Genomic DNA, 16,359 nt, shown 5'->3' on the forward strand with positions numbered 1-16,359 from the left:
TTTCAAAGTTACGCAAAAAAAAAGCCTCTAAATGAGACTTTTTAATTGATATTTTTGCGTATGTTTTTTAATATTCATCCTCGTTCCAAAGGTAATCTTCATCTGTAGGATAGTCTGGCCAAATCTCCTCGATAGAATCGTAAGAATCACCTTCATCTTCTATAGATTGTAAGTTCTCAACTACTTCTAGTGGAGCGCCCGTTCTAATTGCATAATCGATTAACTCATCTTTCGTTGCCGGCCAAGGAGCATCACTTAAATAGGATGCTAATTCTAATGTCCAATACATCTGATACTTGTGTTTAATTTTTGCAAAAATAAATTTTTAATTGTAAAAGCCAAGAAAAAAATTTATTATTTCAACATTAATATTAAGAACTTATTTTTTTTAACTAATAATTTTAAAAAAAGAAATGGTTTAAGCCTCTTTTGTAGGAATCCATTTTACTTCTTCTGCTTGTAAGTTTTTAGACAACTTCCGTGCCAGTACAAATAGGTAGTCAGATAGTCGGTTGAGGTACTGTAAGATGTAAGCTTCAAACGGCTCTATTTCTTGTAAGGCTGTGGCTAAACGTTCGGCTCTACGGCAAACACAACGCGCGATGTGACAATATGACACGGTGGTGTGACCGCCTGGAAGTATAAAGTGCGTCATTTGTGGTAACTCCTTATTCATAAGATCTATTTGATCTTCTAGAAATTGTATTTCAGCTTCTTTTACTTTTACGATATTAAGACGCTCTTTACCGTTTTTTAGCTGTGCTTTTTCTGGATCTGTAGCTAATTCCGCGCCAAGCGTAAAGAGATTATCTTGTATTTTTTTTAAATGTGTCTTGAGTTCGGAGTCAATTTCTTGATCTTTAATTAGCCCGATATAAGAATTGAGTTCATCTACCGTACCGTAGCTTTCTATGCGAATATGGTGTTTAGGAACTCGAGTGCCGCCAAATAATGCGGTGGTTCCCTTATCTCCTGTTTTGGTATATATTTTCATTGTTTTTTTTTAAAAGTACAAATTAAGTAAGAGGTTTAAAAGTAAATTTTTGTGAAGATAATCCTAAGAGGTTTATTGATGGACTATAACGTACAACCAGAGGTGTTTATAGGATATATTATTAGATAAAAAGATATGATTTTTATTTTCAGGAATTAAATTAATAGGTAAGATTAACTGATAATATTTAAAGTTAGATAAAAATGATTTGATTAGAGGAGCTAGCTGTTAGTGATCGTAGTGATTATAAAATGAAAAACTCAGGAAAGGAGATTTGATGGTATGTTTTGTTGGAGAGGAGTAATAAATAAAAAAAGCCGAAGGAAAATCCTCCGGCTTAAACCAAAAAAACTTATGATATAAATTACTTACGTCAGTTTAAAGTTAGCGTAAACGAGTGTGTATTTCGTTTAATTTCGTTCAAAGGGACACTTGTATAGGTAAAATGTAGTTTAACTTCGTTAAGCTATAAAAGATTTAGTCTTTTCATAAGCTCTGGCCGGTTAGATCTACTTACTGGAATTACGTCTTTTTCTATTAAGACGCTATTGTCTTCAATATCGATTATTTTTTTAATATTAATGATGAAAGAACGATGAACTTTTAAAAATAAATCTTTGGGTAGCTTTTCTTCTATTTTCTTTAAAGTAGAATGTACAGTGTAATTCTTATCGTTTGTTTTTATTAAAATATAATCACCCTTTGCTTCAATAAGGTAGATAGAAGGGAAATTTATTTTTATCAATCTTCTATCGATATTAACATATAAATCTTGATTGGATTCTTGCTTGCTATTTTCTTTTAAAGTAGGATTAAGGGGCTTAGGAAATGCCGAGGCTTTATTTACAGCTTTGTCGAACCTGTCTTTGCTTATAGGTTTTACCAAATAATCTACAATGCAATCATATTCAAAAGCTTCTAGGGCAAAATTTCTATCGGAAGTGGTTAGAATGATCTTTGGAGGATTTTTTAGGGTTTGTATAAGATCAAAGCCGCTAAATGTAGGCATATGAATATCTAAGAAGATAAGATCTACCTGATTTTGGTTTAAATATTTTATAGCATGGATGGCATCAGAAAATTGAGCATATAAAGTTAAATTTTTATTTTGAATACTAAATTGTTCAATAATGGCTCGTGCCATTTCCTCATCATCAATAATTATAGTATTCATAAAAAATCACTTTAGTTCATTAATAAATTTTGTCATCGTTACCAGTACTTTTTCAAAATTACCATTATTAAAAGAGTTATTATTCCTTAACTCCTCTTCGTAATCCGTTGTTAGTTGATAACTTAATTCTAAACCTAAAATACTAATTTTATGTTTAAGTTTATGTACATCATCTGCAGCTAATTGATATTTTCCTTCATTCAAATGCTTTCTGTATTGTTTAATTTCCTCAGGTAATTCTTTTTTTAAAACATTAATTAATTTACTTTTAAAATAAAGATTTTCTCCTGCTAATTGATTTATATAAGTGAGGGTGGGGGATTCATTCATAATTTTATTTTTCTATGCTGAAAAAGAAAGTCGTTCCTACATTCACTTCGCTTTCTAACCAAACTTTTCCTTTGTAGAGATCTACTACTTTTTTTACAATACTAAGCCCAATTCCTGTAGATTTTTCAGAGTTGCTTAATGAACTAAAAATTTTAAAAATCTTCTCATGATGTTCCTTAGCAATGCCCACACCATTATCCTTTACAGAGAAAATATAATGAGTTTTAGTTTCAGAATAATCAATTTCTATAAGTCCGTGTTTTTTTTCAATATAGTTAGCAGCATTGCTAATTAAGTTTTGAAAAACTTGTTGTATCCTCGTTTTATCAGCTTTTATAGTAGGGAGATTAGAAATTATCTTTAGCTCAATATCTTTAGGGATATAAATTAATTCTTTAATGGTATGAATGAGATGGTTGAGATCAATATTTTCTTCTACTAAAATATCACTATCAATACTGGAGTATTTTAATATGTTTTCAATGAGAAGATCCATTTTTTCAACCTTGCTTTGCATTAAATCGAGATTGGTTAAACTTTCTTTACCCAGTTTCTCTTCAAAATCTTCTTTAGTCCAGCTAAGTAAAGCAGAAATGTTTCTCAACGGTGATTTTAAGTCATGAGAAACAATATGTGCATACTCATTTAATTGCTCATTTTGTTTTTCTAAATTAGTTAGCAGTATCTCTTTTTGCTTTTCTAGTTCTTTAATTTGAGTAATATCTAAATGGATGCCTATAGATCCAATTTTATTTCCTTTTAGATTATAATTAGGAGCAGTACTTATAAGCCAGTGTCTAATTTCTCCTTCTTTGTTTCTTATGGCTAATTCATAAGAGTCAGGTTGATTTGATTCTCTATGCGCTATTCTCTGATAATACTGTTCAGTAGATTTTGGTGTTAAAAATAAATCGACCGCTTTTTTGCCTAACAACTCCTCTTGAGAATATCCACTCATTTCGCAAAAACTCTGATTTGAAAAAATAATTTTATCCTCTAAATTATTTTCTAACACCCCCAAATTCATATTGGTAATAATACTGCTGTATTTTTCTTTTTGAGCTTTTAAGCTCTCTTTGTATTTTTTATGAATGGTTACATCTGTATAAGTCCAAAGATGACCTTTATACATATTATCGTGGTAAATAGGAATGTAATTTCGTTCTAAAACCCTCCCATCCTTCAAGAATAATTCATCGTTCAAAGCGTTCTCTTTATGTTCTAATAATGTATTTACTTTAGAAATAAACTCTTCAGGCTGGGTGAAACTATTTTTATATTTATCTATTACCTCATTGCCGTCTAAACCTATGAGGTCTTCAGGATTAGTTTTTAAACCAAACATTTTACAAAACCGCTGGTTGGTTAAAAGAAGTTTCCGGTTTTCATCTTCTAATAAAATACCATTTTGGAGGTTAACAATTAGGGTGGCTAATCTGTTTTCAGACTCTTTAAGTTTTTCAAGAGCTGCCTTTTCTTTTGAAATATCTTCTACTGTAGCTACTTGATAAATCATTTTATCATTTTCATCTCTAACGGCTGAAGCAGAAGTTTTTACCCAAATAAGTTCTCCGTTTTTTTTTACATACCTCTTTTCAATGGCATAAGAATTTATTTTTCCTTGAATTAATCCATCAATATATTCAGAAGACTTTTTACGATCTTTATAATAAGTAAGCTTTTTTGGATCAATATTCCCTAATTCTTGTTTAGAATAGCCTAAAATACTAGTGAGCATAGTATTGGCGAGTATAATATTTTTAAAATTAGAAGTAGAGAGGCTAATTCCTACAGGACTATTATCCATGATGATGTCTAACTGTCTTTTTTGCTCTTCGTGTTGTTTTTTTAATTTGGTTTCTTCTGTAATGTCTCGAGCAATTCCTTGTGCAGCAATAGGTTTTCCTTCGGGGTTATAAATAACACTAGCGTTAATTTGAACAAGTTTGCATACTTTGTTATTAGTTCTTATAACCGCTTGATAATTAGTAAAAACACCCTCATTGTAGAGGGTTTTAAAAGCATTTTTGGTATACTCTATATATTTTGGAGCAACTAAATCTAAGAGATTTACGTTATCTGTACGATAATCAAAGCCTAATAGGTGAATAGCGGCTTCATTCATTTTAAGAACATTGCCTTTTAAATCTATGAGAACGTAAGCATCTACAATATTAATAAATACACCTTCTAATTCATTTGTTTTTTCTTTAAGAAGGTCGGTTAATTTTTTGTTGGAGACTTTTAGGGCTTCAGAAATATTATAGAGCTCAGTAGATTTTTTCTCAAGAATGGCTTCTGCTCTTTTTCTTGCATTTTTCTCTCGAATTAAAGCTCTTTCTAAAATTTCAATCTTATTGGATGTCTCCATATGTTTTTATTTTGAACATTACCCTTGTTCCTTGATTGTTGAGTAATTCGAAATTAATTTCGACATTTTTTTTGTAATATTCAAAGGTTTTTTCCATCAATGCTTTTGCAAACATATACATAGCTCTTTCTGAAGAGTAAATCAATTGGAGTTCTTGAGTATTTTGATTTACTATTTTGAAAGAAGGTAATTCCGCATCAGGATATATTTTTTTTACCTGCACGTGAATGTGGTTTTCAATAGAGGAAACAAAGTCAATAGGAGAGGTGTAGTGTTGAAAAATATCAGCGTGTTGAGATTCTATAGTTTTAAAAAAGTAAAGTCCGTACGTGTAAATTAAATCATTCACAGGTATTTTGGTGACTTCACTTAAGTGAACCAGCATTTGTTGCATCTCAAAAAAATCATAGGTGCCTACAGCGGTATAACTCCCTTCTGATGCTAACTCAGAACTGTTAATGATATAATCCAGTATTTCTAAACCGAAACTTTCTTCTACCATTTCTAAGAATTCAGTAAAAACAATTCCTTTCATAAGTATTAGGCTTTAATCAACTCGTTAAGACTCCAGTATTCCAATAGTGATCTTAATTTGAGAACATAATCCTCATATTTAAGAGGTTTGATGATATAGCCCGCAATGCCTGCTTTATAACAAGCTAGAATATCTTTTTGATTGGCAGAAGTACTTAAAACAATAGTGGGTAAATATTTTAAAACCTCATCTTCTTTTAGAATGTTTAAAAACTCAAGACCATTCATCTTCGGCATGTTAAGGTCTAATAATATAATATCGGGTAAACTCTTGTTACTTTTTAAAAAGTTTAAAGCTTCTTCTCCGTTTTTGGTTTCTATTATTTCGTGGGGTAATTTTGAAGTGGAAATAGTGCGATTTAGTTTCATCACTTCAATCACATCATCTTCAATTAAAAGAATACTTAATTTTTTTTTCATTTTCAATAACTATATAGGAAGTTGAATTTCATAAAAAAAATCATATGAGCTCGGCCTAATTAGATAGAATACCAATTCCTATCGATGAATTGTAATTTACCTCAACAAAACATAGCAAGACAGCCATTGTCGTGATGGTATGTAGGTATAAACGAAAATATTCTATAAAAGTTTTACTCAGCTTTATAAAATATATAAATCCAAATACTACGAGCTAATCGAAAATTGAAAGTGCTACAAAGAAAAGAGGTGAATACAACAATAAAAAATACGATAAGAGGAGTGAGGTCCATCAGTAGCCAAAATAATACCAAGCATGCAATCATTTCTGCAGCAGCAAGGGCATAACTCACAAACATAGCTCCAAAAAAGAAACCTGTTTCTCGTTCAAACTTGTAATTACAAGTCGTACAATTTATAGGCATATATGGTATTTTAAAACGCCAAATACTTCCTTTGGTTTCAAAAATTTTTGTTTTTTTACATTTAGGACATTTACAAGTAAGAATATCAAGAATGCTGCTCATAAAATAGTATATTAGAGTGAACAAAATTAATATTATACCTTAATTTTCATATTATAGTATTTACGCTTATTTTTGTACTTTTAAGACATTGTATGAAAGTTCCAGTTTTAAATTTAAAACAGTTTTTACCTTCTGTTCCCTTACAGGGGATCTATGTAAATTCTTTTTCTAAACATATCAAAACCAATAAAGAGTTAATACATCATCCTCATAGCCATGATTTTTATGTGGGTGTGCTCTTTACGGAAGGAACAGGAACGCATGAAATTGACTTTAAGTCCTATGAAATTCAACCAGGTAAAGTTTTTTTTTTAAAACCCGGACAAACCCATGCTTGGAAATTCAAAACTTCACCTCAAGGCTATATTTTTTTTCATACCAAAGAATTTTATGAAATCAAATTTTTAGATCATCAATTAGAAGCATTCCCATTTTTTTACTCCTACCAAAACCCACCTTATATAGATGTCTTGAAAGAGGCTAGAAATAAAATGACACAAAGCTTTGAAAATTTGTATGAAGAATATTCAAACGATCAATTGTTTAAGGGGATAAAATTGGTCAACTTAATTCAGCAAATATATATAGATTTAACCCGAATGTATTCTATAGAGTTAGGGGATAAAAAGCGCCTATCTTTAAGTTATTTAACAATTTTAGAACAATTAGAAACCTTGATCAATCATCATTTCTTACAAGAAAAATCCCCTCAATTTTATGCTCAAAAATTAAATATTTCTAGTAAACACCTCAATAGGGTGGTTAGGGCGACTGTTAATAAAACCACAAGCACGTTGATTATGGATCGTAGTATGTTAGAGGCCAAAAGGCGTATGGTGCATACTCATGACAGTTTGTCTCATATTGCCTACGCCTTAGCTTTTTCTGATTATGCTTACTTCTCCAAAGTATTTAAAATAAAAACAGGGATGAGTCCGCTTCAGTTTAGAAAGAAATACAAAAACCGATGATTTTTCAAGCCTCTTAAATCAGATTAATTTTCTTAATCCCAAGTTTTAAGCTGGTAAGCGCTATCCCAAAACATAAACTCTAGTTTACTCGCTTCAACAAAAGCTTGTGTCATGCGTTCTTGTTGCTGTGGGGTGCAATTCTCAGCTACCGAATCACAAATGTTTATTGCTTTGATGACCAGTTCTTTAAACTCTTTTCCAGCATAGGTGTCTATCCATTTTTGATACGGATTGTCTTCACTTAACTGATTTTTGTAAATTGAATCCCCTACTTCTTGATAAATCCAAAAACAAGGTAATACAGCTGCCATGGCCATTTCTACTTGATCTAAAGCTGAAGTGCTTTTTAGGAAATTGATGTAATGATGAGTAGTAGGCTCAATGCTTCCTCGTTGACTAAGGCCAAATTCTTGAAAATAGGAATCATGCAAAGCTTTTTCTACTACAATAGCTCCTTCTGCAAACCGAATAAAATCTAGAGCATGAGATACACGGTGTGCTCTTGCCCCAATTAGCGCCAAACTGCGAGCAAAGTTTTCTAAGTAAAAGGAATCTTGCCTCATATAGAATTGAAATTTTTCTAGCGGAAGCGTTCCTTTCTGAAGTTCTTCAATAAAAGGCATCTTAATAATCTTCTGGTAAATAGGTTCAATTTGGGTCCAAGTTTTATCGGTCCATTTCATTTTTAATGAGTTTTTTGGGATTAAAAAAGTGATTTACGGGTCCGTTACCATTTCCAATTGCTACATCTCTACCATTATAAATAGCTTCATGTATGTACTCTTGACCTAAGCTTACAGCATCTAATAATGTTTTTCCTTGAGATAGGTAAGTAGCAATAGCCGAAGAAAGTGTACAACCCGATCCGTGTGTATTGTGAGTATTATATTTTGGAAACTCAAAACTTTCTATTGTTCCGTGAGGTGAAAAATAAAGAGAAGTGAGTTTCTCGCCTTTTAAATGTCCGCCTTTAAGAAGAACCGATTTGCAACCGAGTTGCATAATTTTTTTTCCTGCGATATGCATTTCCTCTACCGTTTCAATGCTCATATTGGCCAATATCCCAGCTTCATCTAAGTTAGGCGTAATAACATCGGCAAGCGGAAATAACTTGGTAATAATGCTTTGAATGGTTTCTTCTTCAATTAAATGATCTCCACTGGTCGCCACCATAACCGGATCAAACACCAAGGGAATATGAGAAAACTGACATATTTTTTCAGCGATGGTCTCTACCAATTCTGGGGTGTGTACCATTCCTATTTTGATAGCATTAGGAAGAATATCTTCACAAATACAGTCTATTTGTTCGCCCACCACCTTTTCAGGGATATTAAAAATAGATTTTACTCCCGTAGTGTTTTGTATAGGCAATGCGGTTAATACCGAGGTAGCATAACTGCCCAGCGCAGAAATGGTTTTCATATCTGCTTGTATGCCAGCACCGCCACTACCATCAAAACCAGCAATAGTGAGTACAGAGGGGTAGGTGTATTTTTTTTGAATCATGCCTTTTCTATTTCGTTTCTTAATTGTTCAGCAGCTGTCGCTGGGTTTCTACAGGCGCAAATTGCCGAAACTACAGCAATACAATCTGCTCCCGCTTTTATGACTTCATACGTATTTTGAATATTCATATTTCCAATAGCGACCAAAGGTTTATCGGTCATAGATCGAATTTGTTGAATGCCGTTTAGTCCCCATTCAGTAATGGTATCGATTTTCGTTGGTGTGCTGAAAACGGGACTAATGCCCAAATAATCGGCGGTTTTAGACTCTAACGTATCTAGTTGCTGTATGTCTTCGATAGAATACCCCAAACATTGTAAATTTTTCCAATTTTCACGGATTTGCGTGGGTGCGATATCAGAAGTGCCTACGTGTATCCCATAAGCCTCTACTTGTTGTGCAATTTCTAATTGATCATTGATGATGAGGGGTACATTGTACCGATCTAAAACTTCTTTTAACTGAAATGCTTTTTGAAGAAATGCCTGGGTAGAGGTGTTTTTTTCTCGAAGTTGAACCAAATCCACACCTCCTTTGACAGCTTGTTCGGCTACCGTTAAAAAATGATTGTGTACACAAGTTTCTTCAGAAATTACCAAATACAGTTGATAGGGAAATGACTTAACCACGTTTTACTTCTAGTTTTAGCGTAGACATAAATTCTTTTTCCGTTAAGCTATATAACTTATCTAGTATATTTACTTGCAAACTCCCAGGTCCCTTGCTTTCTTGTGCAGCGATTTCACCAGCAACTCCCAGCATGGCCATGGCAGAAGTCACGGCTTCCGCTCTGTCGTCAACAATCACCGAAAAAGCTGCTACTAATGCTGTGGCAGAACATCCCATTCCTGTAATTTTTGTCATCAGTTCATTTCCGTTAAGGAGGTGAATTTCTTTATCCCGACTTATAATAATATCAGTAGCTCCAGAAATGCAAATACAAGCTTGGTATTTTTCATCCAAAATATGAGCTGCAGCTATGGCTTCATTGCTTTCAGCAGAACTGTCAACTCCTTTTGTAGAAGTAATATTGTGTTTGGCAAGCGCCATAATCTCTGAAGCATTTCCGCGAATTATAGTGGGATGTAAGCTTAATAAATCGCTCAACACTTCATCGCGATACGGAGTTGCACCAGCGCCCACAGGATCTAACACCCAGGGTTTGTTGAGCTGATTGGCTTGTTGAGCAGCCTTTTTCATAGAGGTAACCCAATAATCATCAAGCGTACCAATGTTCACTACTAAAACTTGACAAATATTCATCATGGCTTCCATCTCATTTGGAGCATGAGCCATAATAGGAGAAGCACCCGCGGCCAATAAAGCATTTGCGGTATTATTCATCACTACATAGTTAGTGATATTATGAACCAAAGGAGATTTTTCTCGAAGTTGGGTGATATTATTCCATAAAGTTTCTTTCATCATTTATGAGTTTAAATTTAATAAATGGCTGAAGGAAGCTCACTTTTTTAAGTGATGAAGAAATATAGCATCTACTTTTCCCTACGCCGGTCTTAACCGAATCAGGTTCAAAGGGTGTGTCTCAATTCTTTTTTTAGAATACCCCTAAAGCCAACTCAAAAGTAATGATTAGCTATTCAAATAGAGAATGTTTTTGAAATTTAACTTGATAAGGATATTAAAGATAATATACGTGCTTAAAATTCTGCCTTAGAGGATATAGTGCTTTAGGAGTTGTGTGAGTTTTTAGAATAGTTGCACAGAGAATTAATATTTTTTTATATTTACCTTCAAAGAAATGTATTTATGAAACTAGAGCCTAAAGCTATTTTGCAAATTCAAAAACCTATGGAAGAGGTTTTTGAAGGAATAGTGAATCCATTACATATGACTAAGTATTTTATAGCTGAAAGTAGTGGAAGATTAGAATCGGGAAATGAAGTGGTTTGGAAATTTCCTGAGTTTTCTGAAAAATTTCCTATTACAGAAATCCATACTAAAAGTCCGCATACCATTTCTTTTGTATGGGATCCTGAAACCGTTGTAAATATAAAATTAGAAGAGCAAAAAGACCAGAGCACTATTGTTAGGGTGAATGAAAAAGGAAAAGAATTGAATGAAAAAAATCTGGCTTGGGCTTTAGAAAACTCTGGAGGATGGGCGAATTTTTTGGCTTGCTTAAAAGCTTATTTGGAGTATGGTATAGAGCTTAGAAAAGGAGCATTTGATTTTATGAGAAATAATAGTACGACCTCTTAATTAAAAATTAGTATGAAAGCTACAGCAGCACATCACGAACGTATTGCAAAAATGACCTTTGCTTCGGTATACCCACATTATATCACCAAAGTGGAAAAGAAGGGGCGAACTATAGAAGAGTTGCATCAGGTTATAGAATGGCTTACGGGTTATGATGATCATAAAATTCAAGAATTGATAGAAAGTAAAGTTACTTTTAAAACCTTCTTTCAAGAAGCTGAGTTGAATGAGAACGCTCCTCTTATCAAAGGAGTGATTTGTGGTTATCGCATAGAAGAAATTGAAGAGCCCTTAACACAGCAAGTGCGTTTTCTAGATAAATTAGTAGACGAATTGGCTCGAGGCCGAAAGATGGAAAAGATCTTACGTAAAGAATAAAATATTTTTAATTTTTTTATTCCAAGACCTTATCTAAAACTTCTTCGATTTAAATAATTTATTCCGGTGAGTTTCCTCCTTTTGGAAATGAAAATCGATTTTTTAAAGATTCACGAATACTTAAGCAGTAGTGCTGAGAATAAGTAAAAGAAGAAATCATTAATGTAATTTCAATTTAATAAGTAAAAACTTATTATGTATGTTATTCCTTAATCAAAGAAAAGATCTTTCACTTCACTGCGTTTTGTTCTAGATGACAGGTTTTTTTTTGTCATTTCGATGGACGAAGGACTGAGAAATCTGTTTAAAAAGGAGAAGGGCTTCTTATTTGTAAATTTTTAATCAAAAAAGAATTTTTTACACGAACCGACCGTGACAAGTGTCCTATGTCCTACTTAAATCATTAAAAGCTAAATCTCAAGTCTTACCTCTAATCTAACTTTCCCTCTAAAGAAAAAGAGAGAACCCACGCGTTGCAGGTGGAAATTCCACTTAGTGAGTATAACCTGTACCTCACCTTACGGGTGTGCAAGCACCCTCTATTAAATTCCAAATCTCAAATTCTAAAGTTCAAACTCCAATCCGATTACTAAATCACCTATTCTTCAAGCGCCCATTGTGAAATTTCTGCTTCCAAAAAATACCCCCAAGCCACTCTATTCTCACTACTCAGTACCTATCTCCGCATCTTGTTTTTTTAGCTCACAGCTTACGGCTTACAGTTTACAAAACTATCCCCGAACCGAAGTCCACCTATTCAACTTTCTTATTATTACATTCAAAATTCATCATTTAAAATTGTACTCTATACTAACTATTAATTGCATTACTAATCATAAAATCCTGTCTCCTGTCTCCTGTCTCTTGATTCCAAAACTCAACCGCTAAGCTCTATTTTCTAGCTTACATTTCAACATCATCCTGAGCTTGCCGAAGGAAAGTATTCAAAATTCAAAATTGTACTCACTACTAATTACTAATTACTCACTTCTAATCACTCACCACTCACCACTAATCTCCGTTTAGCTCACAGTTCACAGTTTACCGCTTACAGTTTACAGAACTATTCTTGAGCAAAAAACCAACTACTCAACTTTATTATTTTACATTTAAAATTCATCATTTAAAATTGTACTCATTTACCCCACAATCACTTCAATTCCCGCCTTATCAGCTTTATATTGTATTTTAGTCAGTAACTCGCAGTAGCTCCAGTTGCGAAGGACAAAACCTTCTTCTTTAGCGATGCCTATTTTATCTTCTTGATTCATCAGCATTAACGTACCGGCTTGGTGCTGAATGCAAAAATCAATCAGCCTACGGCTATAGACGTGTAATCGTTGGAGGATGTAGTTCTTTTCTTTTTGACGAAACCTATCTACGGCTTTTAGCTTGCGCTTTTTGCCTTTGCCCGATTTATTATAAGTAGCCCCCACTTGCGCCCGTTTTCGGGCAGCTTGTATCGCCAACCTACGGTGTAAAAACTCCTCTTTATTACCAATTTGGTGTCGCACTTTTCCCACCTTTACCACGATGGGGTATTCCAAGGACAGGGAAACTTCGGCAACGACGCCCGGGTTGAGTTGATGCACTTCTTTTTCCAATTCAAATACCGCCAACCAAAACGTCTTGCCGTCTTTCAATTGCAGGTGGGAGGTACACAATTTGAGTTCTCCCTGACTTACCCGCTGCAATAACCGCCACTTATCGCTGTGATCCCGTCCTAAATAGGTTTTTAAAGGGATTTTAAATAGGCGAAAGCAAAAAGCCTTCTTTGTTGGATTGTACTCCAGTTTACTCATCCCTTCGGTGGTAAAGGGGAAGGGCATATCCTTTTTAAAACTCATCAGCGCACACTCGCCCCGCCAATAAGCTTCTTGGTTCTTTTTAAAAGTACTGTACAAACTCGCCTTTAAGCAAGAAATAATATTGGTGGGCATCTCGCCCTTAAAGCGTTTAGAGGTCACTTGGTAGATGGTATTCATCCGGGAGGTTTGTAAAATCCCCGCTTCGTCTTTTTGTTCACGTGCCAGCTTATATTGAATGTCCTCCGATAAATAAAAAAACTCTTTGAGCATCTCTTGAACATACAAGTGAGACACCATCAAATTGGCCGTTCTATACGCCCGGTCTTGCCATGCATACAGTTTTCCGATCGCTTTTTTGCGTTCTTCAGCCGTGGGCAGGTCGATGACCACCTGAATTTTTCGCGTGAGTTTGATGCTGTTCTTTTTCATCTTAAGCAGATTCTAATTGCTGTTCGGCTTGTTGCTGCATCAAGGTATAAGCCACTGTAAAAGCTTGGTGTACTTCTTTTTGAGATAAATTCAGCTGTTGGGCAATGTCCGGAAACGACAACTCCTGCTCACAACGCAGTTGGAAAATTTCAGATTGCTCCGGCGTCATGCCGCCTTGTATTTTAAGCGGACGAACAGGCTCCTTATGTTCTAAGGAATGGCCTTGATGTATGATCTTTTTTAAGGCTTCCATACTTCGTTTAATCTCATTCGCTGTTTCAGTGATTCCTTTTCCCATCACCTCGGCAATAGCTTTATACTGAAAGCCATAGTTCAAACAAAGTTCTATCAAACGCTGCCGTTCCGCCTCTAAAAAGGGTAGTACCTGTTGCACCTGTTCAAAAGCTTTTTGTGTCGCCTCTTGCTCCAGTAAATGCTGGTCTTCTTCGGCGGCAGGATCGTGCCCCAACATAAAGTCTTGGTAATTCCCAAACCATTCTAACCTGCTCATACTGCGGTAAAAGTGATTACGAGGCCGACAGTAATAATAGGTGCATTCCCGCTTCATCACATAACGTAAAAAGAAAAAAATGTGCTGTGGGGTTTCTAGCGTATCCCGATGTTTCCAGAGCTTTAAAAAACAATCTTGTACCAAGGTCTCAATCACAAACTCATCCTTAATCAATTCCTTGCCCAGCCAAAAAAGCATGCGACTGTACCTTTTATACAAATGTTCTAAAGCGATAGGGTTGCCTTGTTTTAATTGGATGTAATGGTGTGGTTGCATAAGATTTCGTGTTTTATAAGAGCGAAATCTTAGAGAGTACTAAGAGAAGTTAGCTTTGAAGAAAGTTGAAGTAAAACCTTTTAAGTATAATAAAAATAGGCGTGGAACTCAACTTATTGCCCTCAAGGTACTGGTATACCCTCACGCAAATAAGAGAGCCCACGCCCTTTGAGGCGTGAGCATTTACACTTATCATCTCGCGTGTTAAAAATTACCAGTTTTTGAGGACGAGATTCAAAACGAATGCTTCTACTATTTTTTACTTAAGAAGTTTCGCAAATATATTATTTAAACAAATATAATAAAAAGGTTTATTTGTTACAAGATCTTGTAACAATGTTTATGTTAAAATTTCCGCCCTTTGTATAAAACAGAGTAAGTATGGAAATGACAAATGATGAAATACTTAAAAATTTCGGAATATATGTTCGGGTTTTAAGAAAAAGACTAGGTCTTAGTCAAGATGATATTGTATTAAATGCTACAAAGATTACGAAAGGTACAGTTAGTGATATAGAAAATGGAAAAAGAAACTTATCTTTTACTACTTTGATAGATTTAGCAAAGGGACTGAAAATTCATCCTAAGGAGTTGTTAGATTTTGATGTTGAATAGAAACAGAAAACTTTTAAAGTTTATTGATAGTGCTTTAGCTTTTGTATATTCTTGTAACCATCATAAAAAAGTGTTGTTATCCGGCAAATAATAGCTATAAACGACTATATTTGAGTTGATATAACCAGTTGGGTTTAATTATAAAAAAATGACATTTACAGAATATTTAAACACTAATAATTTAGAATTAGAAGAAATCTCAAATTTCTACATAGAATTTCTAAAAAATTTATCTTCAAAAGATTTTCCTTTTGAAGAGCAAATACATTTAAAAGGCGCAAGTGATAAATTCTTACAATGTATAGATAAAGTTACCTATTTAGAAAAAGAGAGAAAATCAATTTTTGTGGAAAAAATAAACGCATTTTCTGAAGAACTCAAAAAATATAGGAAATTTGAAAACCCAACTGTTATAACAAATATTCTTCATCCTTTTAAAAGGAATTATATTATTTACATACGAGATTCTTTCGAAGAAATATTCACATTATCATTAAATCTAATAAAAGATGCAAATGAAATGATTGAGTTTAGAAGAGACAGAATTGACCTCAATGGATTCTATGAACCAAAAAACTCTAATAAACAGCAAATTAAAGAACTGATTGAAGAGTCAATAGATTTGATTAAGTCAGATGAAATTTTGACTGAAAAAAGTAAGAATCAACTAATTAAATATTTAAGTAAAGTTTTAAATAATTTAGATTCAAAAAATACTGATTGGACAAATCTAATTGGAAAAATCAAAGAAGTTGTTATCGTTTTAGGAGCATTGGGTTCCTTTGCAGGAGGAGTTTCTTCGCTAATAAAGGCAAAAGAAAAATTGGAAGAAACAAATGAAATTATTGAAAAAACGTCTGTTAATTTTAATTTCAAAACAATTAATGAAACATATAATTTAAAATCTAAACTGCAAATTGAAAATATTAATAATTCAATACTTCAACTTAAAGAAAATAATACAAATAATAACTAAACCCAACAAAGTACTGTGGTAAAAAACAAGTAAAAACTCACTAATTTTTAGCCAACGTACTTCTGTAAGAATCATCATATACTAGTCCTGATTTTGCAATAGCAAAAGCCTGTTTTAGTAACTTATTACACACAGCAATTAAAGCTAGTTTTTTACTCTTCCCTTTTGCTACTATACGGTCATAAATATCTTGGCAAGCCTTATTATATTTACAAGCATTAAAACTGCACATAAATAGTAAATTACGGAGTTTTTGATTTCCTATTTTACTTATTCGACTACGTCCATTTACACTGCTTCCACTCTTGCGAAT

Annotated in this window: 20 protein-coding genes and 1 riboswitch; of the genes, 5 read left to right on the forward strand and 15 right to left on the reverse strand. The window is 33.5% G+C overall.

Going from position 1 to position 16,359, the window contains the following annotated elements:
• Window positions 1-67: 67 nt before the first annotated feature.
• From LX95_RS13560 to LX95_RS13595, 8 genes are all read right to left on the reverse strand, one after another.
• Window positions 68-289, reverse strand: a complete 222-nt coding sequence (locus tag LX95_RS13560) for a DUF2795 domain-containing protein (protein ID WP_006989959.1) — start codon at window positions 287-289, stop codon at window positions 68-70.
• 129 nt (window positions 290-418) lie between these two features.
• Window positions 419-994, reverse strand: coding sequence for a cob(I)yrinic acid a,c-diamide adenosyltransferase (locus LX95_RS13565; protein ID WP_111542005.1), 576 nt, complete (start codon window positions 992-994; stop codon window positions 419-421).
• Between the two features lie 466 nt (window positions 995-1,460).
• Window positions 1,461-2,168, reverse strand: a complete 708-nt coding sequence (locus LX95_RS13570; RefSeq protein WP_111542006.1) for a LytR/AlgR family response regulator transcription factor — start codon at window positions 2,166-2,168, stop codon at window positions 1,461-1,463.
• Between the two features lie 6 nt (window positions 2,169-2,174).
• Complete coding sequence (locus LX95_RS13575; RefSeq protein ID WP_111542007.1) at window positions 2,175-2,498, reverse strand: Hpt domain-containing protein; 324 nt, start codon at window positions 2,496-2,498, stop codon at window positions 2,175-2,177.
• Window positions 2,499-2,502: 4 nt separating this feature from the next.
• On the reverse strand, window positions 2,503-4,869 hold the full coding sequence (locus LX95_RS13580; RefSeq protein ID WP_111542008.1) for a PAS domain S-box protein: 2,367 nt from the start codon (window positions 4,867-4,869) through the stop codon (window positions 2,503-2,505).
• Entirely contained in the window at window positions 4,853-5,404 is a 552-nt protein-coding gene (locus tag LX95_RS13585) for a heme NO-binding domain-containing protein (protein ID WP_111542009.1), read from the reverse strand. The genes LX95_RS13580 and LX95_RS13585 overlap by 17 nt, the downstream gene beginning before the upstream one ends.
• A 5-nt stretch (window positions 5,405-5,409) precedes the next feature.
• Window positions 5,410-5,823 (reverse strand): response regulator, encoded by a 414-nt coding sequence (locus LX95_RS13590; protein WP_111542010.1) that lies wholly within the window; start codon window positions 5,821-5,823, stop codon window positions 5,410-5,412.
• Between the two features lie 173 nt (window positions 5,824-5,996).
• Window positions 5,997-6,350: a DUF983 domain-containing protein gene (locus tag LX95_RS13595; RefSeq protein ID WP_111542011.1), complete on the reverse strand. Its 354-nt coding sequence runs from the start codon at window positions 6,348-6,350 to the stop codon at window positions 5,997-5,999.
• A gap of 92 nt (window positions 6,351-6,442) precedes the next feature.
• Between LX95_RS13595 and LX95_RS13600 the strand changes: the two genes are divergently transcribed.
• On the forward strand, window positions 6,443-7,321 hold the full coding sequence (locus LX95_RS13600; RefSeq protein ID WP_111542012.1) for a helix-turn-helix domain-containing protein: 879 nt from the start codon (window positions 6,443-6,445) through the stop codon (window positions 7,319-7,321).
• A gap of 32 nt (window positions 7,322-7,353) precedes the next feature.
• Here LX95_RS13600 and tenA read toward each other — a convergent pair whose 3' ends face one another.
• Genes tenA through thiM form a run of 4 tightly spaced genes read right to left on the reverse strand, consistent with a single transcriptional unit; the run spans window position 7,354 to window position 10,255 of the window.
• Window positions 7,354-8,004, reverse strand: a complete 651-nt coding sequence (tenA, locus tag LX95_RS13605) for a thiaminase II (RefSeq protein ID WP_111542013.1) — start codon at window positions 8,002-8,004, stop codon at window positions 7,354-7,356.
• Window positions 7,988-8,830: a bifunctional hydroxymethylpyrimidine kinase/phosphomethylpyrimidine kinase gene (gene thiD / locus LX95_RS13610; protein WP_111542014.1), complete on the reverse strand. Its 843-nt coding sequence runs from the start codon at window positions 8,828-8,830 to the stop codon at window positions 7,988-7,990. Before thiD ends, tenA begins: the two co-directional genes overlap by 17 nt.
• Complete coding sequence (gene thiE / locus LX95_RS13615; RefSeq protein WP_111542015.1) at window positions 8,827-9,459, reverse strand: thiamine phosphate synthase; 633 nt, start codon at window positions 9,457-9,459, stop codon at window positions 8,827-8,829. Before thiE ends, thiD begins: the two co-directional genes overlap by 4 nt.
• Window positions 9,452-10,255, reverse strand: a complete 804-nt coding sequence (gene thiM, locus LX95_RS13620; protein ID WP_111542016.1) for a hydroxyethylthiazole kinase — start codon at window positions 10,253-10,255, stop codon at window positions 9,452-9,454. Before thiM ends, thiE begins: the two co-directional genes overlap by 8 nt.
• 61 nt (window positions 10,256-10,316) lie before the next feature.
• Window positions 10,317-10,411, reverse strand: a riboswitch (TPP riboswitch).
• A gap of 189 nt (window positions 10,412-10,600) precedes the next feature.
• On the opposite strand from thiM, the gene LX95_RS13625 reads away from it, so the two are divergent.
• Together LX95_RS13625 and LX95_RS13630 are read left to right on the forward strand one after the other, a co-directional pair.
• Window positions 10,601-11,053: an SRPBCC domain-containing protein gene (locus LX95_RS13625; protein ID WP_111542017.1), complete on the forward strand. Its 453-nt coding sequence runs from the start codon at window positions 10,601-10,603 to the stop codon at window positions 11,051-11,053.
• A 12-nt stretch (window positions 11,054-11,065) separates the two neighbouring features.
• Window positions 11,066-11,431 (forward strand): DUF2200 domain-containing protein, encoded by a 366-nt coding sequence (locus LX95_RS13630; RefSeq protein ID WP_111542018.1) that lies wholly within the window; start codon window positions 11,066-11,068, stop codon window positions 11,429-11,431.
• A gap of 1,139 nt (window positions 11,432-12,570) precedes the next feature.
• Here LX95_RS13630 and LX95_RS13635 read toward each other — a convergent pair.
• Together LX95_RS13635 and LX95_RS13640 are read right to left on the reverse strand one after the other, a co-directional pair.
• Window positions 12,571-13,668: a hypothetical protein gene (locus LX95_RS13635; RefSeq protein WP_111542019.1), complete on the reverse strand. Its 1,098-nt coding sequence runs from the start codon at window positions 13,666-13,668 to the stop codon at window positions 12,571-12,573.
• Between the two features lies 1 nt (window position 13,669).
• Window positions 13,670-14,455 carry an RNA polymerase sigma factor gene (locus LX95_RS13640; RefSeq protein WP_111542020.1) on the reverse strand — a complete coding sequence of 262 codons (786 nt, stop codon included), beginning with the start codon at window positions 14,453-14,455 and terminating at the stop codon, window positions 13,670-13,672.
• Window positions 14,456-14,836: 381 nt separating this feature from the next.
• Between LX95_RS13640 and LX95_RS13645 the strand changes: the two genes are divergently transcribed.
• Both LX95_RS13645 and LX95_RS13650 read left to right on the forward strand, forming a co-directional pair.
• Window positions 14,837-15,070 carry a helix-turn-helix domain-containing protein gene (locus LX95_RS13645; protein WP_111542021.1) on the forward strand — a complete coding sequence of 78 codons (234 nt, stop codon included), beginning with the start codon at window positions 14,837-14,839 and terminating at the stop codon, window positions 15,068-15,070.
• 148 nt (window positions 15,071-15,218) lie between these two features.
• The gene (locus tag LX95_RS13650) at window positions 15,219-16,046 is read left to right on the forward strand and encodes a hypothetical protein (protein ID WP_111542022.1); all 828 of its coding nucleotides are present in this window, start codon (window positions 15,219-15,221) and stop codon (window positions 16,044-16,046) included.
• A 40-nt stretch (window positions 16,047-16,086) separates the two neighbouring features.
• On the opposite strand, the gene LX95_RS13655 is transcribed toward LX95_RS13650, so the two are convergent.
• Window positions 16,087-16,359, reverse strand: a 273-nt coding sequence (locus LX95_RS13655) for a transposase (RefSeq protein WP_146240796.1), incomplete at its 5' end; no start/stop codon positions are given.

It is taken from the genome of Mesonia algae, from assembly GCF_003253545.1.
GTDB classification, from domain to species: Bacteria; Bacteroidota; Bacteroidia; order Flavobacteriales; family Flavobacteriaceae; genus Mesonia; species Mesonia algae.